Below are 22,272 nucleotides of genomic sequence, written 5' to 3' on the forward strand. Positions count from 1 at the left end.
TGGGGATTATGAACCCTGCGTCTTGCGGATCAACCCTTCAAGCACATGCCAGGCCGCCCCGCTGTCAATCGTCTTCTGAGCCAAGCGGAAGCCCTCTGCGAAGTCCCGAGCTTTCCCGCCGGCGATCAGCCCGGCCGCGGCATTCAGGCAGACAATATCCCGCCGGGGGCCCTTCTCACCCTTCAGAATCGCACTCGTGATCACCGCATTCTGTTTAGGATCCCCGCCGGCCAGGGTTGAAAGATCGGCATAGTCCTCCATCACCGTCAGGGGGTCGAAATTATAGGTCCGGACAGCCCCATCGCGTAGCTCACTGATCCGGGTCGTACCGGTCACCGTGATTTCATCCATCCCATCCTGCCCATGCACCACAAACACACGCTGACTTCCGAGATGTTTTAGGACTTCGGCAAACATCTCGGTCAATTGCGGCGCGAACACCCCCAGCACCTGACAACGAGCACCCGCTGGATTGGCCAGCGGCCCCAACAGGTTGAAAATCGTCCTGAAGCCCAGCTCCCTGCGCGGACCCATGGCATGCTTCATGGCTGGATGCAGTTTCGGCGCAAACAGGAATCCGATCCCCACCTCATGGATACATTCCTCCATGACATCGGGCGATACCTCCAGATTCACGCCCAACTCCGCCAACACATCCGCCGAACCGCATTTGCTGGTGATGGAGCGGTTCCCGTGCTTGGCCACGGGCACCCCGGCCCCGGCGACCACAAAGGCGGCGGTGGTTGAAATATTGAAGGTGCCCAAAGCGTCTCCGCCCGTCCCGCAGGTATCCACCACCGTCTTGCCGCGGGGATCAATAAAGACCGCATGCCGTCGCATGGAGGCGCAGGCCCCCGTCAATTCCTCAATGGTTTCGCCCTTGATCCGCAAAGCAGTGAGAAAGGCTCCCAATTGGGCCGGGGTCGCGTCCCCATCCATGATCCGGTCAAAGGCCGCCACCGTTTCCGGGGTGCTCAGGTTCTGGCCTGCGATCAACTTCTGCAGGACCTCTTTCACGACACGGCTTTCTTTTCGGCCACAATATCCAGAAAATTCCGCAACAACCGTTTCCCGGTCGGCGTCAAAACGGACTCAGGATGGAACTGGACCCCGTAGGTCGGGTGCGTCACATGCTGCATCCCCATGATCTCATCGTCCTCACTGAAGGCATTGGCAATCAGTTCAGGCGGCAGCGTCTCTTTCAGAACCGCCAGCGAGTGGTACCGCCCCGCCTGAAAGGGGTTGCTCATCCCTTTGAACAGACCCTGTCCATCGTGACGCACTTGCGATACCTTGCCGTGCATAATGCGCTTGGCATTGGAAACGGTCGCCCCGAAGGCGACCCCCAGCGACTGGTGGCCCAGGCAGACCCCCAGGACCGGGATCCGTCCACTCATCCGCTTGATCAACTCCACGGAAATTCCGGCCTCTTTGGGCGTACAGGGTCCGGGCGAGACGACCACGGCCTCCGGCTTCAGCGCTTCCACGGCATCCACCGTGATGGCATCGTTCCGGAACACCCGGATATCCGCACCAATGGCCGCCATCATCTGGACCAGGTTGTAGGTAAAGGAATCGTAATTATCGATTAATATAATCATACCACCTCTCCCTCCAGCTCAAGCGCCCGGGCCGCCAGTTGCACGGCCTTCTGCATGCCCCGCGCCTTGTGGCAGGTTTCCTGATATTCCTTCACCGGGTCAGAATCATGGACAATGCCGGCACCCGACTGAATCGCGACGGTCCCTCCCTCCAGCTCCAAGGTCCGGATGGTGATCGCCAGGTCCATATTGCCATCATACCCCACATACCCCACGGCCCCACCATACGCCCCGCGCGGCCCGGGCTCCAACTCATGGATGATCTCCATGGCGCGGATCTTCGGGGCACCGGACAGGGTCCCCGCCGGGAACGTGGCTCGAATCACATCGTAGGCGTCGAATTCCTTCCGCAATACTCCCTGGACGTGCGACACCAGATGCATCACATGGCTGTAACGCTCGATGACCATATAATCCGTCACCTGCACGCTGCCCATCTCCGAAAGCCGGCCGATATCATTACGCCCGAGATCCACCAGCATGACATGTTCCGCCCGTTCTTTCTCGTCCGAGAGCAATTCATCCGCCAGGGCCCGATCCTCGGCATCGTCCTTCCCGCGGGGACGCGTTCCGGCAATGGGTCGCAACTCCACGCGACTGCCGGTCAGGCGTACCATGACTTCAGGAGATGACCCCACCAGGGTCTGGCTTCCCAGTTTCAGGAAAAACGTATAGGGCGAAGGATTCAACAGCCGCAGAGCGCGATACAGATCCAGGGGCGGCAGGTCGACCGTGGCGCAGAACCGCTGGCTTAGGACGACCTGAATGATGTCGCCGGCCGTGATATACTCCTTTGCCCGCTTGACCATCCCGCAAAACTGATCCTGCGTCAGGTTCGATTCAAAGGCCACTTCGCCCGCACTCCGCCGGCTCACCGGCCGTGCCATCGGCTGGTTCAGGGTATGTTCAATCCCTTCAATTTCCGAAACGGCACGCCGATAGGCCGCCTCCGGCGTAGGAGATTCGGACGGTCGGGTGCAGACAACGATCTTGATCGTGTGGCGGATATTATCGAATACAATCATCCGGTCCGCCTGAACGAACCGGCTGCGCAGCCGCATTCCCGGCCGGCCTTCCTTGGGCGCGGGCATGCGTTCAAACTCCCCCATCGCCTCGTAGCCGATGAATCCCACGGCCCCCCCGATAAAGCGGGGAAGCCCCGGAACCGCCGCCACCCGGACCCCCTTGAAGATCCGCCGGATCTCCTCCAGCCCTTTTCCCGGTTGCCGGTGGTCCACTTCCAGGAACGGACGCGGATCAATCCCGACAAAGGAATACCGTCCCCATTTTTCGCCGCCCTCCATACTTTCCAGGAGAAAGACGTTCTCCCGGTTCATGAAACGCTGCAGCACGGAGACCGGAGTCTCCGTGTCAGCGAGGACTTCCTTGTACACCGGCACGATGTCATAGGCCCGCGCCAGTCCGGCATAATCTTTTTCATTGGGATACATAATGTTTCTATGTATAGAAACAACCGCGAGGAAAGTCAAAGAAAAAATCAGCACCCCCTGCCCACCCTGGCCTCCATAGCCTTGGCGACGGAGGCTGCTCACTGCCTACTGCCCACTGCCCACTGGCTTCCCTCACGGCTCCTTCATGGAGGCCACCCGGCCGGGGAAATTCTGGGACAACGCGTCAACCAAAGCGCGATGGAACTGCTGGTAATATTCCCGGCTGTCCAGACCGCGGGTTAACGGCATCAAATGCACCGCGATTCTGCCGCTGGTCCGCTTGGCATAAAAGGCGATGGTCAAACTCGGGGTCGGCTGATAATAGCGGATGATATCCAGATCGCTCGGCTTGGTTTTGGACATTTGGTAGGTGGTGGCCACCCGATCCAGCACCTCCTTGAGGCGCGTCTCATCCGCATCCGTCACCTTGGGCTCGCCCGCCGCAGGATAGATGAGATAATAGGCGATTTTCGGCCTTTCGCCGCATCCGGCAAGCAGCGCCAACGCGCACACCACCACACTCAGTCTAGCCAGTTTAGAAAAAAGACGCATGCTCAGCCTCCTCTGCATCCCGGATTCAGTCCACCACCCTTCGCGGTGATCCATCCGGTATTACGGGCCCGATGCTAACAACCCACCGGAAAGAAAGAAATGCCATTTATTGACAACAACCGATTCCGCAATAGAGCGAAGCACAGGTGGCGGCCGACGTCCCGGCGGCTGCAGGCTAATAAGCAGCCTTTTGGGCGCTTTTCTCATCCGGTGAGTTGGCTTCAATTTTATGAAAGCATTCAGGACACATCGCGTGGCTGGCCTTAAGCATATGCTCTTGTAACAAGTATTCTTCAAAGGGAACCCAACGGTCGCCCACCCACACTTTTCTGCACCATGCACATACTCGCAGGTACTTCTCCAACCGGTCTATGCGCCGTAATATCATGACAGTGCCTATGATGATCACAACCCCAACCACCGCGCACGAAGCCGTTTCAATAATGTACTCCGCCAATCGATATGGAGTCGGCGGCGCCCCAAACAGGCGATAGGGTATATCCATGAACTCGTCCAACCAGATGACGGCCATCATTGCCGCGAATATCAATATTTCCGCCATGACGATACTTGGGGTTCGGAAAAATCGTTTCATGAGACAACTCCAATTATTTATTAGATCTTGTTCCGCGGGGTGGCATTAGCCCCCCGGCGGAAAACATCCGCTCGATTTCCGGATTCGCCGCATTAAAATCATCTAACACTACAAATTTTTCCTTGGCAATTCCGATGCGCTTAGCCATGGCTTTCGGGCGATTAGCGGGTGTATTTGAAAGTGACATTCGGAGCAATGTACCGAAGATGAACCGGAGGGGAAAGCGGAAAGAAAGCGAAGTTATTGGTAATGGGTAATGGGTGATTTGCAACAGGGAGATGAGTTTTATCAAGAACTGAAAAGGCCCACGTACGTATGCGCGCGGGGTTTCCGGTGTCGGCAGTGGTGGCGCGGGCTCGATGACGGCTGAGGGGGCGGTTCAGTAAATTCAACCTTCACGGCAGGCATCGGCACAAAGAATCCGGGCGTCGTGCTGGATCTGATGGAGATGCTCGAGGCCTTTGAAACTCTCGGCGTACAGTTTGCACACGTCCTCCGTGCCGGACGGGCGGGAGGCGAACCAGCCACTGGCCGTGGTGACCTTGAGCCCGCCAATGGGAGCACCATTTCCGGGGGCGGTAGTGAAGACACCTGTGATCGCTTCGCCCGCGAGCGTTTTCGCTGTGACGGCGGCCGGGGTCAATTTCAACAAGGCCGCTTTCTCGACGGCATTGGCCGGCGCATCAATCCGTTCATAGGCAGGTGCCCCGTATTTCTTTGTCAGATCCTGATAATGGAGCCCAGGATCGCGCCCCGTAACGGCCGTGATCTCGGCGGCCAGCAGGGCCAGGATGATGCCATCCTTGTCGGTCGTCCAGACGGAGCCGTCATGGCGGAGGAAGGAGGCACCCGCACTCTCTTCACCACCGAATCCGAACGAGCCGTCGACCAGCCCTGAGACAAACCACTTAAACCCGACCGGCACCTCACAGAGCTTTCGTCCAAGCCCGGCCGCCACCCGATCAATCATGGAACTGCTCACCAGGGTCTTGCCCACGGCGGCATCACTCCGCCATCCCGGTCGGTTCCGATAGAGGTAATCAATGGCCACAGCCAGATAGTGATTGGGGTTCATCAGGCCGGCAGACGGCGTGACAATCCCATGCCGGTCGAAATCGGGGTCATTGGCAAAGGCGATATCAAACCGATCCTTCAAGGCAATCAACCCGGCCATGGCGTAAGGGGATGAACAATCCATCCGGATCTTGCCATCCCAGTCCAGGGTCATGAATCCAAAGGTGAAATCAGGAATCGTGTTGAAGGTTTCGATGTTCAATTTATACAGGTCGGCAATCACCTCCCAATAGGCGGCGCCCGCCCCCCCTAGCCCGTCAGCCCCCAACTTCAGTTTGGCCCCGGCAACGGCCTCCAAGTTCACGACATTCGCGAGATCCTGCACATACGGGGTGACATAGTCGTACATCACCGTGCTAGCGGCCTTCAACGCGCGTTCATAGGAGATGCGCTTGACGCCGTTCAACCCGTTCAGCAGGTAGTCATTGGCCCCCTTGGCGATAACCCCGGTAATCGTGGTGTCAGCCGGGCCGCCATCAGGGGGATTGTACTTGATCCCGCCATTGTCGGGTGGATTGTGCGACGGGGTGATCACCAGCCCATCGGCCACCCCGCCGGTCCCGGCCCGGTTATGGGTAAGGATCGCATGGGAGATCACGGGCGTAGGCGTATACTGGAGCCCCTTGTGCACCATGACCGTCACCCCATTGGCCGCCAGCACCTCGATGGCGGTGATGTGGGCAGGCTCGGAAAGCGCATGGGTGTCCATGCCTAAAAAGAGCGGCCCCTGGATCCCCTTGGCTTTACGGAAATCACAGACGGCCTGAACAATCGCCAGGATATGGTCTTCGTTGAAACTCACCTTCAACGAATTACCGCGGTGCCCGGACGTCCCGAAGCTGACCTCCTGCCCGGGTATACGGACATCCGGTTTGGTTGAATAGTAGGCGGAGACAAGACGGGGGATGTTGGCAAGAAGGGTGCGGGGAACCGGTTTCCCGGCGAGAGGATGAATGTTACTCATAGTGATTGACTCCTTAGCTTCTTAATCATTCAGTTTATCTCTGGAATTCGCGCGGATCGAGCGGCTGGATCGTGAAGTCCGGCTTCCAGTTGGGCGATTGACTGTAAAAGGCCATCGCATTGTCACAGGTCAGCCGCCGGATATCCGCATCGGGAAAACCATCCAGGCGGAGCCGCTCCACCACCTTGACCAGACTCAAGGGATCGGAGACGCCCCAATCGGCGGACCCGTTCACGATCATCCGTTCGCTGCCATACTCGCCGATAATCGCCGCGACACGCTCCGGATTGAGTTTGGAAATGGGATAGACCGTCATCCCGCAATAGCAGCCGCTCTCGCGGGCCAGCAGGATTGTCTCCTCGGTGTTGTGATCAATCACCACCCAGTCCGGATTGATCCGTTCCGCCCTGATGATTTCAATGGTCCGCTTGGTTCCCCTCAGTTTATCCACATGCGGCAGATGCACAATCACCGGCATGTGATGCTCATTCGCCAGATGAAGCTGACGGACAAAGGCGACTTCCTCATTGGGCGTGATGGCGTTGAACCCGATTTCCCCGATGGCCACACAACGCGGATGCATGAGATACGGCTCCAGGCCATCCATCACCTCTTTGGCCAAAACCATATCCTCGGCCTCTTTGGGATTGAGCGACACGGCGGCATAATGATCGATGCCAAACCGCCGCGCCCGGACCGTTTCAAACTCGAGAATCAGATCAAAGTAATCGAAGAACGTTCCTGCATACCGGCGATTGCGCCCCATCCAGAAGGAGGGCTCCACACAAGCCCTGATACCGGCCAGGTACATGTTGATGTAATCATCGGTCGTCCGCGAATACATGTGAATATGCGGTTCAATAATGGTCATAGCAGCCCCTATTTGGAAAAAGTTATCCTTGGATCAATCAACGTATAACAAAAATCCGAAATAATGTTACCGAGAAGTCCCAGAATGGAGGTCAGGGCCAGGATGCCCATGAACACCGGATAGTCACGTCCGACAATCGCCTCCAGACTCAGCCGGCCCATCCCGGGTATCTCGAAAATCTGTTCAATGATGACGGAGCCGGCAAACATGACGCCCAGAATGCCGCCGATCCCAGTCGCAATTGGAATCAACGCATTGCGCAAAGCGTGGCCCCACACCGCCCGCCGGGCTGACCCGCCCTTGGCCAGGACCGTTCGCAGATAATCCTTACCGATCTGATCCAGGAGTGAATTTTTCATCAGCAGGGTCAACACCGCAAATCCCCCGATGACATAGCAGAGCACCGGCAGCACCATATGCCAGATCGCATCACCCACCTGCCCCAGCCAGGAGAGGGATTGATAGGACTCCGAATGAACCCCGGAGAGCGGAAAGAGATCCCATAGATTTTCCGCCGTACCGCAGAGCAGCATCTTCAGCACCATTCCAAAAGCCACGGTGGGAATCGCATAGCCGGTCAGCACGATCACACTGGACCCCAGGTCAAAGGCGCTGCCATTCTTCAGTGCCTTGCTGATTCCCAGCGGGATACAGATCAAGTAACTCAGGACCACGCCGGTCAGCCCGAAAACCAGCGACACCGGCATCCGCTCCCGGATCAATTGCCAGGCGGTCTTATTGGGATACTTGAAGGAGTCCTGCTGCATCCCCAGCCGGTCGTGGACCAGCCACTTCCAATATTGGGTAAGAAACGGCTTATCGAAGCCAAAATGCTTTTCCAGCGCCTTGCGCTGTTCCGCCGTAATGGTCCCCGAGGCGCCCGCCGCCATCTTCCCTTCCCCGGCGTTGATGCCTTTCATCTGCATGATGATCTGCTCCACCGGCCCGCCGGGCACCACCTGAACCAGGCCATAGCACATGAGGGTAATTCCCAGAAACGTGGGAATCACCAGCAACAACCGCCTGATAAAATAAGTGGTCCGCTCCATAAAAAAACTCCGTGCCTCCCAAAAACCGGAGACACGGAGAATACTACACGCGATTAGCCCCAAGAAGAAAAATTTAACCGCGAAACACGCTAAAAACGCGAAAAAGTATTAATCCCCCTTTCGCGTGTTTCGTAGTCGACCCCCTCCTGAATCTGATTTAGACCACGTAGGTGGTCGCCACGGTCGAGCCACCGGATCCTGTCCAATTGGTATGGAAGGCTTCCCCGCGCGGCTTGTCCACGCGCTCATACGTATGGGCGCCGAAGTAGTCGCGCTGCGCCTGCAGCAGGTTCGCCGGCAACCGCTCACAGCGGTACCCGTCATAATAATTCAGGGCCGCACTCATCGAAGGCATCGGGATTCCCAGCTTGATCGCCATGGAAAGCGTTTTCCGCCAGGAAGTCTGGGACCGCGCCGTCGCCTTCTGGAAGAAGGGATCCATCAGCAGATTATCGAGACCCGGGTTCTTGGTGAACGCCGTCTTGATCTTGCCCAGGAAGGCGGAGCGGATGATACAGCCACCGCGCCACATCAAGGCGATCCCGCCATAGTTCAGATCCCAGCCATTTTCCTTGGCCGCCGCCCGCATTACCTGATAGCCCTGGGCATAGGACACAATCTTCGAGGCATACAACGCCTTGCGCAGATCCTTGATCATGGCCGCCTTGTTCCCCTTGAACACGGCCTTGGGGCCCACCAGCACCTTCGAGGCGGCAACGCGCTCGGACTTGATGGCTGAAATGCAGCGAGCAAACACGGCCTCGGCAATCAAGGTCAGCGGCATTCCGGAATCCAGGGCCGCAATCACGGTCCACTTACCGGTTCCCTTCTGGCCGGCTGCATCGAGGATCAGATCCACCACTTCCTGGCCCTGTTCATTCTTGTAGCCCAGGATGTCACGGGTGATCTCGATCAGATAGCTATCCAGTTCGCCCTGATTCCATTCGGTAAACACCTGATGCATTTCGGCATTGGTCATGCCCAGACCATTTTTCATCATGTGGTAGGTTTCGCAGATCATCTGCATATCACCATACTCAATCCCGTTGTGAACCATCTTCACAAAATGGCCGGCACCGTCCTGACCCACCCAGTCGCAACAGGGTTCGCCTTTGTCCGTCATGGCGCAGATCTTCTGGAAAATGGGCTTCACATGGGGCCAGGCCGCAGGCGAGCCGCCGGGCATGATGGACGGGCCCAGCAGGGCGCCTTCTTCACCGCCGCTGACGCCGGTGCCGATGTAGAGCAAGCCCTTGCTTTCAACATATTTCGTCCGGCGCGTGGTGTCCGGGAAATGGCTGTTTCCGCCATCAATGATGATATCGCCCGCTGACAGATGAGGAATCAACTGCTCGATGAACTCATCCACCGGCTTGCCAGCCTTGACCATCAACATGATTTTCCGGGGACTCTTGAGCTGGCTGACCAACTCGGGGATACTGTGGGCGCCGAGAAGATTCTTTCCCTTACCGCGGCCGGCGATAAATTCATCCACCTTGCTGGTGGTCCGGTTATAACACGCCACGGTGAAACCCTTGCTCTCCATATTGAGCACCAGGTTTTCGCCCATTACCGCCAACCCGATCAATCCGATATCTGCTTTTTGCATCATTATTTCTCCATTTAGTAATTATTTATACGCCACTGAATGCGCTGAACCCGCCATCCACGGGAATCACCGTCCCTGTCACAAATCCCGCGGCTTCCGCACTCACCAGCCACAAGAGGACCCCGACCAGATCTTCGGACGAGCCGAATTTTCCCATGGGGGTGTGGGCAATGATCGTGTTCCCGCGCGCCGTTAAACTTCCATCCGGCTTGGTCAGCAACGCCCGGTTCTGATCCGTCAGGAAAAAGCCGGGGGCAATCGCGTTGACCCGGACCCCGACCTTCGAGAAATGAACGGCCAGCCATTGCGTGAAATTGCTCACCGCCGCCTTCGCGCCGCTATACGCCGGAATCTTCGTCAGGGGGGTAAAGGCATTCATCGAGGAAATGTTGATGACCACCCCTGCCCCGGCTTTCGCCATGGACTTGGTGAACACCTGGGTCGGCAGAAGCGTGCCCAGGAAATTCAGATTGAACACAAACTCGATGCCCTTGGGATCGAGATCATAAAACGTGGTGATCCCCTCGACCGCCTGGTTCAGATCCTCAGGCATCAGGTACTCGCGTGAGGTCGTGCCTTTGGGATGATTGCCGCCAGCGCCATTGACCAGGATCGATACCGCGCCCAGCTCTTTTTCGACGAGAACATTCGCCTGCTCCAGGCTGGCCTTGTCGAGGACATTGCACGCCACGCCGATGGCCTGGCCGCCGGCGGCCTTGATCTCGGCCGCAACCCGGTCCGCATTCTCCTGCTTGAGGTCGGCCACCGCCACCTTAGCGCCACATTGGGCCAATGCCTTGGCCATCGTACTGCACAACACTCCGCCGCCGCCGGTCACCAGCGCGACTTGTCCCTTAAGATTCACGGTCATCGGTACTTTCACACACACCTCATTTAGTTGTTTCCAAGCCACCCAGTTCCGCCGGCGCATGTTTCAGCCGGTACAGAATTTCGCCCGCTTTGGGCACATACAGAATTCCCTCATCCTCACGTCCGACATAATCTGCAGGGTTGATGGTCCGGTAATCCATCCAGCCCATATTGATCTTCCGGCAAATGGCTTCCGGGATCCCCGTCGCCAGCACCACGTTCACACGCCCTTTTTCCACGCCATTTTCATACGTGCCAATCCCACGCACATGGGTCGAATGGGCCAGCACGCCCCAAGGGTAATTTTTAAACTTATCCCACTGTTTCAGGAAATAATCACGGGTATGATAACCCAACTCCTCAATCAACCGGCCGTGGGAGACCGATACCTCGGTGATGTGCGGGGCATAAATAATCAGGGTCCCGCCATCCGCGACGACGGGTTCCAGTTTATACATGCACTTGGCGCCCACCCACAGGTCGTCATACATCTTCGGCGCACAGGAGAGCACCGTATGGAACGGCTTATCCTTGAATTCAATGTGGATCTTCCGGGAGAGATCGGAAGCCTCTTCCCAGGCGCCTTCAGGCGTGCCGGCATACAGCCCGGCCAGATCATGCCCCTTCACCACCATGCATAACGCCTTGCGTTCCACCTTCAGCAGGGACGCCGCCCGGTCCACGACCTTGCGCACCGGGGTCCATTTGCTGCCAATGATCATCGGATTGGTGATCACCGCGCCCAGCCAGTGGAAGAAATTCAGGATTTCCTCACCCGCAATGCCGGGGAACAAATATTTGTTTCCGCCGGAGAAACCGACGACTTCATGGGGGAACACCGGCCCCAGAATCACCAGCAGGTCGTAATTCTGCACCATCCGGTTGATCGAGACGCCCACGTCCATTTCAAACAGGCCCCCCGTTAACTCCCGGACATCGGCCTTGGACAGGCGGCCGACCTCGAACAGCGCCTCCGGATTGTTCCACTCATGATTGAAAAAGCGGGTGCGGGCATATTTCGAGCGGTGCTCTTCCTCGGTGATCTCCACGCGGGCATAGATCTGATCCATCGGCATAGGCGGATGCGTTCCCAGGGCGACCATGAAATCCAATTGCGCCGCATCCCCGGCCGCCTCCTGGACCAGCCGGAACATCATGCCCAGCGGACAGGACCGCGTGGCATCCGGAATAACAACCAGTACTTTGCGGCCGCGCACCTTCCAGGAGGCAAACGCCTCCTGACAAATCCGCCTGGCCTCCACCTCAGTGACCGCCTTATCCGAAAATCCTAATCCGATGGTTTTCATGGGAGAAATCCTATCCATTCACCTGCAAATCATGCAAGTCATATCACGATCTCATACGTTTGAGGTGGCTCTGAGGCCCTCTTCCAACCCGAACTTGGGGACATACCCCAGGGCCTCACGAATCTTGGAGATATCCGCGAGGGAATGTTTGATGTCCCCGGCACGTGCCTCCTTGAATTGGGGGGTGACCTGAACGCCTATGATGGTTTTCAGGGCATCCAGCAGTTGCAGCAATGACACCGTCTTGCCGGTCGCCACATTGAATACCTCACCGTGCCCCACTTTCGCCGACCGCATAGCCAGGAGATTGGCCTGCACCACATCTTTGACATACACAAAGTCACGGGTCTGCTGGCCATCGCCGAAGATGGTGGGAATCCGGCCACTCCGGAGGTCATCCGTAAACCGCGAGATCACCCCTGAGTACATCGACTTCCCGTCCTGCCGGGGGCCAAACACATTGAAATAGCGCAAGGCCACGGTTTCGACCCCATACAGGCTGCTGTACAGTTTCAGGTAATACTCACCTGTCAATTTTCCCAGGGCATAGGGGGATTCCGGTTCAGGCAACATATCCTCGCGCTTGGGGAGCACGGGATTATTGCCATACACCGCCGCCGAGGTGGCGAACACCACGCGTTTGACCTTGGCCTCACGGGCAGCCTGCAGCACATTCAACGTGCCGCGAATGTTGATCGAGTCATTGTCGATGGGCTTTTCAACGGAAACGCCTACGGACACCAGGGCCGCCTCATGAAACACCCGCGACACGCCCTTCATGGCGGCACGCAACGCCTCAGGATCACAGACATCGCCGCGGATGACCTCAATCCCCTCACCAAAGCCCTTGAGGTTTTCCAGTTTTCCGCTGGAGAAATTATCAAAGACCCGGACCTTCGTTCCCTCTGCCACTAACGCTTCAGCGATGTGCGAGCCAATAAATCCACAACCACCTGTAATTAATATCATGGCCGTACTGTTCCATTTAGAACGTTTATGCGCAAATACAATGTCATCCAGGTCAGCGTTTAACGCGCGCGTTACCCTGCCAGATACTCCAGATCTGTTCTTCATCCGCCGGTTGCCCGTAGTCCGTCAGAACCGTCGTGGCAAAGGCCCCGCTAGCCCAGCCGAACTCGATCCACTTCTGCGGCGCCCACCCCTTGAGGATGGCATACAGCATTCCGCCCACAAAGCCATCACCGCCGCCAATCCGGTCCAATACCCCGATTTCACGCGGCTCGACGACATGCCAGTCATCCCCGGCCAGCATGACGGCCCCCCACAGATGCTGCTGGGCACTGATGACCTCACGCAACGTCGTGGCAAAAACGGAGGCATTCGGGTAGGCCACTCTGACGCGTTCGATCATCCCCTTAAATCCCGCCATCTTGGCGGCCAGCCCTTTACCCCCGGCTTCCGGGCCCTCAATCCCCAAGCAAAGCTGGAAGTCCTCTTCGTTCCCGACCAGGATATCGGAAACACTGGCGATTTCGCTGAAGATCCCGCGGAGTTCCTTCTCCCGGTTCTTCCAGAACGAGGCGCGGTAGTTCAAGTCAAAGGAGATGCGGGTGCCATGCTTTTTCGCGGCACGGGCCAGCGCCAGACAGAAGGCACCGGTTTCCGGCGACAAGGCTCCGACCAATCCGGACAAATGCACGATCTGCACCCCCTCTTTACCGAAGATCCGGTCCAGATCGAAATCTTTCACATTCAGCGTGCGACCGACTTCACCCGCGCGATCATTGTACACGCGCGGTCCACGGGACCCGTACCCGCTATCGGCGATGTTGATCTGGTGCCGGTAGCCCCAGGGTCCGTCCTGCACCACTTCTTTGCCTTCGTAAAGCATATGCCGGCTGGCCAGGTTGTCCTTGATGATCTGGGCCATCGGGCTGTCCTTGACAAAGGTCGTCAGGATTTTGACCGGAAGCCCGAGATAGGAGGCCACGCTGGCCACATTGGTCTCGGCACTGGTGGCCTGAAGGGTGAAGGTGTTACTGCAATGCACCGGCTGGCCGTTGATCGGGGTCAGGCGGAGCCCCATGCTGGTGGGGACAAGAAGTGAATACTTGAACTCTTTTTTCAACTCGATCTTCATGATGGGAACCTTTCTCTAATTACTTCGTTACCGGGAAAACAAGTTTAATATGCCGTCCGTAAAAGTTGGCTTCCACATTGCGTGCCACACTGCCCCGGTGCGTCTCCAACGCATTCAGGAACCGGTCGCCCATTTCCGCCGCCACCTTATAACCGACATGCAACAGCTGCCTGAGATTGGGGTTATAGCCGGGCACCATCTTGTTGTGACGCAACGCCGCCACAAACGCGGCACTGTTCCATTGCGCCACCTGTTCAGCCGAAGGCAGTGCCTTACGGTCAATATCAATCACTTCGGCATAAGGCCCGCACAGTTCATCAAACCGGCCGAGCGCCGCCGTGTAGACCTCCTTGGCAATCACCAGCCCATCGCCGCCCGCCTCCGCCAGCCCGATCACTTCCTCAAGCCAGGTCGTACCGGCCGTCTTCAGGTGCAGTCCGGCGCCGGTTTTCTGCAAGATTTCCCGGATCGGGCCATAAATCTCGAATTTATCACTTCCCGAATGGACACTCAGCTTCAGGTTGGCCGGCAGGTTGAACCGCTGACAGGCGAGCCGGATCACGGCCACATCCGCCTCAAACTCACGGGCGAACTGCGTCACGTCCCCGACATAGTCCACCCCCTTGTTAAAACGACCGGAGAAACGCGGCGCGATCGTCTGGGCCGGAATCCCCTCATCCGCGATGGCCGCGAGAATCAGAAGCAACTCGGGCGGCGTCTGCGGCGTCATGGTTTCATCCATGGACACTTCCGTCACAAATTTGCCAGCCCCTTTCTGCGCCTCGATTTTACGGTAAATCCGGCCGGCCTCCTGGATGGCAAACAGATATTTCCCGGCCACCCGTTCGAGCAGGTCACGGGTAATGACCAGCGGCTCGGCGAGCCCTTCGACCGGCAACTCCCCGCACCAGCTGCTGTATTTTTCCACGAACGCCTTGACTGCGGCGGGCTCGGCGGCCGTCCCGATCGCGCTGGCGACGTCAAGGGTGAAAAAATCGCTGGAGGAGATAAACCCGTCCACCGTTTTAAAGTTGATGTGGTCGGCATCGACAAAGTAAGGGAAAGACCAGCCCATGGCCGCCACGGCCGCATCGGCCGCCTTGCGCACACTCGGAGGCTCGGTATGGATGATGGAGTGTTCGCGGAATGACTTGTTCCAGACCGGCGAGACTTCAATCCCCTCTTCCCGGGCGCGGAGTAAGGCCGTCAACTGGGCATTCCCCTCCCGCGCGAAACGATCGCCCACACCCATGGTAAATTTCGGTAGTTTCATCTGCATTGCGCTCTCCCTTTTAATCGCATCTGTTAGAAATTAAAAACTGTTTCTGAATATTTTTTGCGCCCTTCGCCGTCTTTCGCACAAAATCCTATCTCCCGAGAAACCGAAGCGGGTTGTCCCGCCCAAGCCGGAGCATGTTTGCCTCAGACAAATCGCTCCATGATCGTAACCAGGCGATACAGTCCGCCATAGTGGCAGAGGAGCCGGCCAGGGAAGACCCATTTGCCAAAGCGATCCGGCCTGATGGTTCACTGACAAGCTCAGTCCCCATCCAGTTATAGCGGCCGGGCGGAAGTCCCGCAATCGGCGCCGCATCGCTGGTCACAATGCACCGGTCAAGCCCTTTGGCGCGCAACGCCACGGACACAAACTCCTTGGGCAAGTGGTGGCCATCCGTGATCAACAGTGCGGATAACCGGTCCTCGGCCAACTGGCACCAGATCGGGTTCGGATGCCGGGGCAACGTGTTCGGGATACCGTTCCCCAGATGGGTACAACCGCGGGCGCCCGCCCGGACCGCCCGGTCAATACTCGCCCCATCTGCAACATGATGTCCAAGCAGAACCACCACGCCACGGGTCACCGCGTGCCTGATCAGCGTTTCGGCCCCTTCAATTTCCGGGGCCACCGTCAGTAAGGCAATGTGCCCCTTTGCCAGCGTCAGCCAATGGTCCAGCAGCTGCACATCGGGCTTCTTCAGCAGTGCCGCCTGATGGGCACCCCGGCCGTCGAGCGATAAAAAAGGCCCTTCCAGATGAACCCCGAGCAGGTGGGGCTGGAGATCCGGCTCCTCCATCGCAGCGGCCAGAACGGGCAGATTTTCCTCATACCGCGCCAGCTCGGCGGTCACGATCGTAGGGCAATACGCGGCCGTCCCACGCTTCACCAGATCCACGGTCGCCCGGCGAACATCCGCCACCGTCAGGCCGGGGGAGGAAAAATCCACCCCGACATGACCGTTAACCTGGAGGTCAACCCAGCCATCCGGCACCACACGGTTCATCGGCAGGTTGCTCATGAGTGACTTTTCATCACCTCGTCAACCGCCGCTTCAAACACCACCAGGGACTCACGCAAGGCCTCTTCATCAATGCTGAGCGGAGGCGCAATCTTGATGCACTCCCCTGCAATTCCCACCGGGGCGAACATCATCAGCCCGCGGTACAGACAGGCGAGGTTGATCTTCAGTGCCAGAGCCGGATCCGGCGTCCGGGTTCCCGCCTTGACCGCCTGGATACCGGCGACCATGCCCTTGCCCTGACAGCAGCCCAACACGGACGGATAGCGCCCCTGGATGCGGCGCAGTTCGGCCACAAACCAGGTGCCCAACCGCTCCGCACGCTCCACCAGTTTCTCGTCCTTGAGCACCTTCAGGTTGGCAATGGCCGCAGCGACGGCCAGCGGCGACGCGGAATGGGTGGAGGTCATGGAGCCCGGAGGATAGAGGGACATGATGTCCTTGCGCCCGATCACCGCCGAGATCGCCAGCGAAGAGGAGATGCCCTTACCGCAGGCAATCAGGTCGGGGGTGATCCCGTAATGCTGGAAGCAGAATAGTTTGCCCGTCCGGCCAAACCCGGCCTGAACCTCATCCATCGTGAGGACGATATCGTGTTCGCGACAGAAGGCGGCCATTTTCTGGGCATACTCCACCGGCAGGAAATCAGGGCCAATCCCCTGATAACTCTCCACCATCACGCCGGCGATCTCTTTCGGGGTGACGCCCTTCTCTTTCAACGTCTTCAGGAACAGGTCAAAGGAGACATCCTGGTTCTTATACCCATCCGGGAAAGGCACCTGCACAAACGACGCATCCGGCTCGCCCATCCAGATTTTCAACTTCGCCATGCCGCCCGCCAACTGGGCGCCCATCGTGCGGCCATGGAAGGCATTGTTGAAGGTAACCATGTACTTCTTGCCCGGCCCGTGCTTCTCGAGGGCATAGGTCTTGGACAGCTTGATGCAGTTTTCCGTGGCTTCGCTACCCGTGCTGAGCAGGAAGGCCAGGTAATTATCCGGATCCGGGGCCAGATCGCTCAGCATCTTGACCAGGGTGGCCCGCCCTTCATGAGGAAACACGTAGGTGGCCAGCAGGGGGCGGTCCAGCACTTCACGGATGGCCTTACAGATCGCGGGATGCCCATGCCCCGCGTTGGTGATCAAGACCCCTGACGACCAGTCAATCCACCGGTTCCCCCAGCGGTCCGAGATGGTGGCGCCTTCGGCCTTGTGCCAGACAATCGGCGGTTGACCGGCCATCGATCGCGGCTCGGAGATGCGCAACGCCTCGAAGACCGGTAACGATTCCGGCACCGGAATCGCCGTGCAAATCGTGCGGAACTTTGTGTTTACATGCGGAACAACAACTGGAGTCAGACTATATTCAGCCATAATTACTTCCTTCTTGCTTCAACGTGCGGTTGATCACCATAGACAATATTTACCCATTCCCCATCGGCCACAATCGATAGACGTGCCGCCTCAACGACCAGTTCATTGATGTAACTGTTGGCCGGAGTGGCGAGCAACCCGGCCGCATCGACCTCACGAATGAGCTCGCGGCGTTTCGGCAAGGCGGTTTTTTCAGGGAGACTCACGGTCTCATTTTCAATCCGGCTCATGGTCTCGATGCTGGCGGCCACCGACGCATATCCGTAACCGACCGGCTTGTATCCCGCCCCTTCCCAGGGCACCAGCCGATAGAAGTCCGGGCTGACATAGTTGTAGCGTGTCCCTGCGCATCCGATCTCCTCAAGGTAATTGTGGCGCACCCCGCGATCCTGGTCATTATGCTGGATCATGCCCGTCCGGTCTTTCCCTTCGCAGTACATCAGCAGCCCCTGATCATTGCTGCCCGCGGCGGAATCCGGATAACCCAGCCCGTCACTCACCGTCAGGAGGGCCCCATTCTCATACCGGATCCGGCCATTGGCCCAGAGATAGCCCTCTTTCCCGTTGGGGAACAGGCCCTTGACACCCGAGACGGACACCGAGACCGGCTTGAGCCCGGTGATGAAATAGACCAGGTCAACATAGTGGCAGCCCACATAAACAAAGGGATCGGTCTTGTCGCAGGTGAACCAGTTCTGGAAATTGGAATGCCGGTAATAGTAGGGCTCATACAATTTGGCATCGCCCATTTTGAACTCGCCGAACTGCCCCAACGCATACTGGCGCTTGGCCATCAGCGAGCGGACATCGAACCGCTTGTGATACTCAACGCCTACAAACAATCCCCGCTCCAGGGCCAGCTTCTCAATCTCCACCGCCTGAATATAGGACAGGACCAGCGGCTTGACGCAGAGCACATGCTGACCTTTCAGGATGGCCGCCTTCACAATCTCATAATGGAACTGGTCCGGCACCGCCACAATGACGGCCTGGCGGGGCGCCAGCGCGGCCAACCGCTCATTAAAGAGCGCAGGGAACATCCGGTCCGGCGGCTCGGTCAGGGGTGGATACGCCTCAAAATCCTGACCCGGAAACGCCTCCTTGAGTTCGCGACTGTCTTTGAGCGCCTTCAGCGGAGCGCTGTTCAACGCACAAACCTCGATCCGTCCAACGACCCCCACCCGTTGCAGATGGTACACCGAAGGGAGGATCAGATCATTGGTGATCATGCCCCCGCCCACAATCATGACATCCAACTTCACGCGCTCACTCATTCATTAACTCCTTTTTTCAAACTGATGGCCGCACTACATCAAATCGCCGCCAACACGTCAACCTCATTCGTATGAGATATGCAAAAGGATTAAATCAACCTCATCCAGCCGAGGTGATGACCACCCGCCAGTCACAGGCAAACGAGGTCCCTGGCTCCAGCATGATCAGGCCGGGTTTATTCATCAGTTCGCCATCGTGGCTGGCCGGATCGGCATGGCCATACCAGGGCTCAATGCACACAAACGGGGCGCCGGGCTTGGCCCAGATGCCCAGATCGGGATAACCGGAAAATTCAACCGTCACCCGGCGCGGGTGCCGGCGCGAGCACAAGCTGACCTTCCGGGATTTGATTTTCAGAAAAATCAAGGCATCGCGGTCAAACAGGTCGCGCCGGAGCGGCAGCACGCTCTTATTCGACAACACCCGCTCCGTTTTACCGGATAGCAGGCCATTGGCATCGAGCAAATGGGTATCCAGCCGTTCCGCCTTTTCAAACTTCAAGGCGTAGTCCTCCACCTTGTCCCCGGCCCCCCAGGTCAACGCAAACCCCGGATGCTCGCCAATGGAAAACGGCATGACGGTGGTCCCGGTATTGGTCACCTCCGTGGTGACCTCCACCGTGCCCCCCGACAGGCGATAGTGGCGGACGAGCGAGAAATCGAAGGGATACTGCTTCCGGGTGGCAGGCGATGCCTGGAGCCGGTACGACAGGGAACTATCCGAGGCGTCCAACAACTCGAAGTCCGTATCCCGGGCAAAGCCGTGCGGGGCCATCTCGTAGTCACGCCCCTCGAAACGATAACGCCCGCCGGCGAGTTTGCCGACAATGGGGAACAGCAGCGGGGCATGCCGGGGCCAGATGGCCGGATCCGCCTGCCACAGGTATTCCGTGCCATCCGCCGCTTTCAACCCGCACAACTCCGCGCCATGACGTTTGACCGTCACCGACAACAGTGAATTTTTAATCGTATTCTGCATATTTCACTCCTCAGCTCCGTTTTGAAACCAAAGGGGTTAATTGACTCTATTTTGAAACCAACGTCGAGCCAGAACCTAGGACAGGCGAATCCAAATACTGTAAAAGTGGAATTTCGCTTATTCGCACTGACGGGAAAAGAAGGAACTTTACCACGGAGGAGCGGAGATTTAGAGAGAGAGCAGGAAATGCAAATGTGGCGTTTATTTCGCCCCCATGAGTACATGTGGCCGAAATAAACGCCACGGTTTCCTTGAGGAATACAGGAGTGCCTTTCGATACCTCAAATAACTCACTGCAGGTAAACTCGCGGCACAGCACGTCATCTTTAGCTCCACTCACTTGGTATTACTCCAGAAAAACCGGTGCGGGATTTGTAATTCGGGTACTCCGGAATTACAAATCCCGCACCATTATATTTGTATTCTCTCCCTAAATCTCCGCTCCTCCGTGGTAAACGTTCTCTTTATTTTGTGCGTTTTATTGGCCCGGTTTTGCGCTATGCTTTGCGCCCTCATGACCATGAAGGCTCAAATCAAGGCGCTGGCCACGGATCTCGGATACCATGCCTGCGGAATCACCGGGATGCAGCCGTTTGATGACTATCAGACGGCGCTCACCCAGCTATCCGCCCGCTTCCCGGATGCCGCCGCCCTCTATCAGGGAATGGAGCGCCGCATCAATCCCTCCACCTTTGCGCCCTGGGCAAAATCGATTGTCGTCGCCATCCGGCGCTACGGGAAATATGATGTCCCCAATGCCATCACCCGCCATATCGGCCGCAACTATCTCTGTGACCGCCGCATCAAGGCCTGTCCGGACACTACCCTGCCCAAACGCATGAAGCAGGGACTCAGCGCACTGGGCCATCGCGTCAAAGTCGGAGGGATTCCCTGCCGCGAAGCCGCGGTGCGGGCAGGGCTGGTTCAGATTGGCCGTAACGGGTTCGCCTATGCCGAAGGGTGCGGCTCATGGTTGAATATCGAGGCGTGGTTGATAGATGCCGAAATTGAGCCCGACGCCCCTTCCGCACTGGCGGCCCCCTGCCCGCCCGGTTGCCGGGCCTGTCTGGACGCCTGCCGGACCTGCGCCCTGAGTGAACCCTATGTGGTGGACATGAAGCGCTGCATCGCTTACCTGACCTATGAGGAAGACCAGCCGATCCCCGATGAATTGTGGAATAAAATGGGGCCCTGGGTCTATGGCTGTGATGACTGCCAGAATGCCTGCCCGATGAACCGGGGGAAATGGGAGCGCCTTGAGCCGGCCTCCTGGATTGAGTCCGTCGCCAACCAGCTGACGCCGGAATCGCTCGCCAGCATGGATGCGGAGACCTACCAGAAGCTCGTCTATCCGCTCTTCTGGTACATTTCCGAAACTGACCTGGAACGATGGCACCGCAATGCCCGCCGGGCGTTACAGGCCGTTCGCGCGCCGGGCTGATTCGACGGTGTTATAGAGCAGCATGGTAATCGTCATGGGCCCCACCCCGCCGGGCACCGGCGTGATCATGCTCGCCTTGGCCATGCAGCCTTCAAAGTCGGCATCGCCAACCAACCGGAAGCCCGCCTTCTTGGTGGCGTCTTCAATGCGGTTCACCCCGACATCAATCACCACGGCGCCCTCACGGATCATATCCGCAGTCACCGTATTCGGACGCCCCGCCGCCGCAATGACGATATCCGCCTGCCGCGTATAGTGCGCGATGTTCCTGGTCTTGGTATGACAGACCGTCACCGTCGCATTGCCCAACGGCCCCTTGGCCATCAGCATATTGGCCAACGGCTTGCCAACGATATTGCTGCGCCCGACAATGACCGCATGCGCGCCCTCGACCTTTACGCCGCTCCGGAGCAGCATCTGTAACACCCCATGCGGGGTGCAGGGCAAAAAGGCTTTTTCGCCCACGACCATCCGCCCGACATTGGTGGGGTGGAACCCGTCCACATCCTTATCCGGATCGATGGTGACCAGGACTTCACTCTCATTTAACTGCTTGGGCAGCGGCAACTGCACCAGGATGCCATTGATTTTCGGGTCGGCATTCATCTTCCGGATCAAGGCCAGCAGTTCGGCCTGGGTGGCATCAGCCGGGAGCCGATTGTCATCCGAGAAGATCCCGATCTCATGGCAGGCTTTTTCCTTGGCTGTCACATAGGACCGCGAGGCAGGATCATCGCCGACCAGAATCACGCCCAACCCGGGCACAATCCCTTTTTCCTTCAGCTGCCTGATCTCAACCGCCAGTTCTTCACGAATCTGCCGGGCAATCTCTTTTCCATCGATAATTTTTGCGGTCATGGTTTC

Annotated in this window: 20 protein-coding genes; 1 reads left to right on the plus strand and 19 read right to left on the minus strand. The window is 57.9% G+C overall.

From position 1 onward, the window contains the following. Positions 1–6: 6 nt before the first annotated feature. The 18 genes from trpD to WCS52_08685 form a co-directional block, all read right to left on the minus strand. The gene (trpD, locus tag WCS52_08600) at positions 7–1,017 is read right to left on the minus strand and encodes an anthranilate phosphoribosyltransferase (protein ID MEI6167242.1); all 1,011 of its coding nucleotides are present in this window, start codon (positions 1,015–1,017) and stop codon (positions 7–9) included. Next, positions 1,014–1,601, minus strand: coding sequence for an aminodeoxychorismate/anthranilate synthase component II (locus WCS52_08605; GenBank protein MEI6167243.1), 588 nt, complete (start codon positions 1,599–1,601; stop codon positions 1,014–1,016). Before WCS52_08605 ends, trpD begins: the two co-directional genes overlap by 4 nt. Continuing rightward, positions 1,598–3,052, minus strand: a complete 1,455-nt coding sequence (locus tag WCS52_08610; GenBank protein MEI6167244.1) for an anthranilate synthase component I family protein — start codon at positions 3,050–3,052, stop codon at positions 1,598–1,600. Before WCS52_08610 ends, WCS52_08605 begins: the two co-directional genes overlap by 4 nt. A 132-nt stretch (positions 3,053–3,184) precedes the next feature. After that, positions 3,185–3,604, minus strand: coding sequence for a hypothetical protein (locus WCS52_08615; protein ID MEI6167245.1), 420 nt, complete (start codon positions 3,602–3,604; stop codon positions 3,185–3,187). 175 nt (positions 3,605–3,779) lie between these two features. After that, positions 3,780–4,199 carry a hypothetical protein gene (locus WCS52_08620; protein MEI6167246.1) on the minus strand — a complete coding sequence of 140 codons (420 nt, stop codon included), beginning with the start codon at positions 4,197–4,199 and terminating at the stop codon, positions 3,780–3,782. Between the two features lie 388 nt (positions 4,200–4,587). Then, entirely contained in the window at positions 4,588–6,237 is a 1,650-nt protein-coding gene (gene pgm, locus WCS52_08625) for a phosphoglucomutase (alpha-D-glucose-1,6-bisphosphate-dependent) (GenBank protein ID MEI6167247.1), read from the minus strand. 34 nt (positions 6,238–6,271) lie between these two features. Beyond that, positions 6,272–7,108: a TatD family hydrolase gene (locus WCS52_08630; protein ID MEI6167248.1), complete on the minus strand. Its 837-nt coding sequence runs from the start codon at positions 7,106–7,108 to the stop codon at positions 6,272–6,274. 8 nt (positions 7,109–7,116) lie between these two features. Then, positions 7,117–8,157 (minus strand): ABC transporter permease subunit, encoded by a 1,041-nt coding sequence (locus tag WCS52_08635; protein MEI6167249.1) that lies wholly within the window; start codon positions 8,155–8,157, stop codon positions 7,117–7,119. A 157-nt stretch (positions 8,158–8,314) separates the two neighbouring features. Then, positions 8,315–9,769 (minus strand): decarboxylating NADP(+)-dependent phosphogluconate dehydrogenase, encoded by a 1,455-nt coding sequence (gene gnd / locus WCS52_08640; GenBank protein MEI6167250.1) that lies wholly within the window; start codon positions 9,767–9,769, stop codon positions 8,315–8,317. Positions 9,770–9,791: 22 nt separating this feature from the next. Further along, complete coding sequence (locus tag WCS52_08645) at positions 9,792–10,649, minus strand: SDR family oxidoreductase (GenBank protein ID MEI6167251.1); 858 nt, start codon at positions 10,647–10,649, stop codon at positions 9,792–9,794. Between the two features lie 7 nt (positions 10,650–10,656). Then, positions 10,657–11,943, minus strand: a complete 1,287-nt coding sequence (locus tag WCS52_08650) for a lactate racemase domain-containing protein (protein ID MEI6167252.1) — start codon at positions 11,941–11,943, stop codon at positions 10,657–10,659. Positions 11,944–11,994: 51 nt separating this feature from the next. Further along, the gene (locus WCS52_08655; GenBank protein MEI6167253.1) at positions 11,995–12,912 is read right to left on the minus strand and encodes an SDR family oxidoreductase; all 918 of its coding nucleotides are present in this window, start codon (positions 12,910–12,912) and stop codon (positions 11,995–11,997) included. A 52-nt stretch (positions 12,913–12,964) separates the two neighbouring features. Continuing rightward, positions 12,965–14,044: a sugar kinase gene (locus WCS52_08660; GenBank protein MEI6167254.1), complete on the minus strand. Its 1,080-nt coding sequence runs from the start codon at positions 14,042–14,044 to the stop codon at positions 12,965–12,967. A 19-nt stretch (positions 14,045–14,063) separates the two neighbouring features. Next, a complete protein-coding gene (locus tag WCS52_08665) occupies positions 14,064–15,323 on the minus strand; it encodes a tagaturonate epimerase family protein (protein MEI6167255.1) in 1,260 nt (419 codons plus the stop codon). An 88-nt stretch (positions 15,324–15,411) separates the two neighbouring features. After that, positions 15,412–16,341: an N-acetylglucosamine-6-phosphate deacetylase gene (locus WCS52_08670; protein MEI6167256.1), complete on the minus strand. Its 930-nt coding sequence runs from the start codon at positions 16,339–16,341 to the stop codon at positions 15,412–15,414. After that, positions 16,338–17,714, minus strand: a complete 1,377-nt coding sequence (locus WCS52_08675) for an aspartate aminotransferase family protein (protein ID MEI6167257.1) — start codon at positions 17,712–17,714, stop codon at positions 16,338–16,340. Before WCS52_08675 ends, WCS52_08670 begins: the two co-directional genes overlap by 4 nt. Before the next feature lie 2 nt (positions 17,715–17,716). Further along, positions 17,717–18,988 (minus strand): Gfo/Idh/MocA family oxidoreductase, encoded by a 1,272-nt coding sequence (locus tag WCS52_08680; GenBank protein ID MEI6167258.1) that lies wholly within the window; start codon positions 18,986–18,988, stop codon positions 17,717–17,719. Positions 18,989–19,088: 100 nt separating this feature from the next. Then, positions 19,089–19,967, minus strand: coding sequence for an aldose 1-epimerase family protein (locus WCS52_08685; protein MEI6167259.1), 879 nt, complete (start codon positions 19,965–19,967; stop codon positions 19,089–19,091). A 499-nt stretch (positions 19,968–20,466) separates the two neighbouring features. Here WCS52_08685 and WCS52_08690 point away from each other — a divergent pair, with 499 nt between their 5' ends. Then, positions 20,467–21,408 (plus strand): 4Fe-4S double cluster binding domain-containing protein, encoded by a 942-nt coding sequence (locus WCS52_08690; protein MEI6167260.1) that lies wholly within the window; start codon positions 20,467–20,469, stop codon positions 21,406–21,408. Here WCS52_08690 and folD read toward each other — a convergent pair. Beyond that, positions 21,382–22,266, minus strand: a complete 885-nt coding sequence (gene folD, locus WCS52_08695; protein MEI6167261.1) for a bifunctional methylenetetrahydrofolate dehydrogenase/methenyltetrahydrofolate cyclohydrolase FolD — start codon at positions 22,264–22,266, stop codon at positions 21,382–21,384. The genes WCS52_08690 and folD overlap by 27 nt on opposite strands. Between the last annotated feature and the right edge of the window lie 6 nt (positions 22,267–22,272).

This window comes from bacterium (assembly GCA_037128595.1).
Classification (GTDB): Bacteria; Verrucomicrobiota; Kiritimatiellia; order CAIKKV01; family CAITUY01; genus JAABPW01.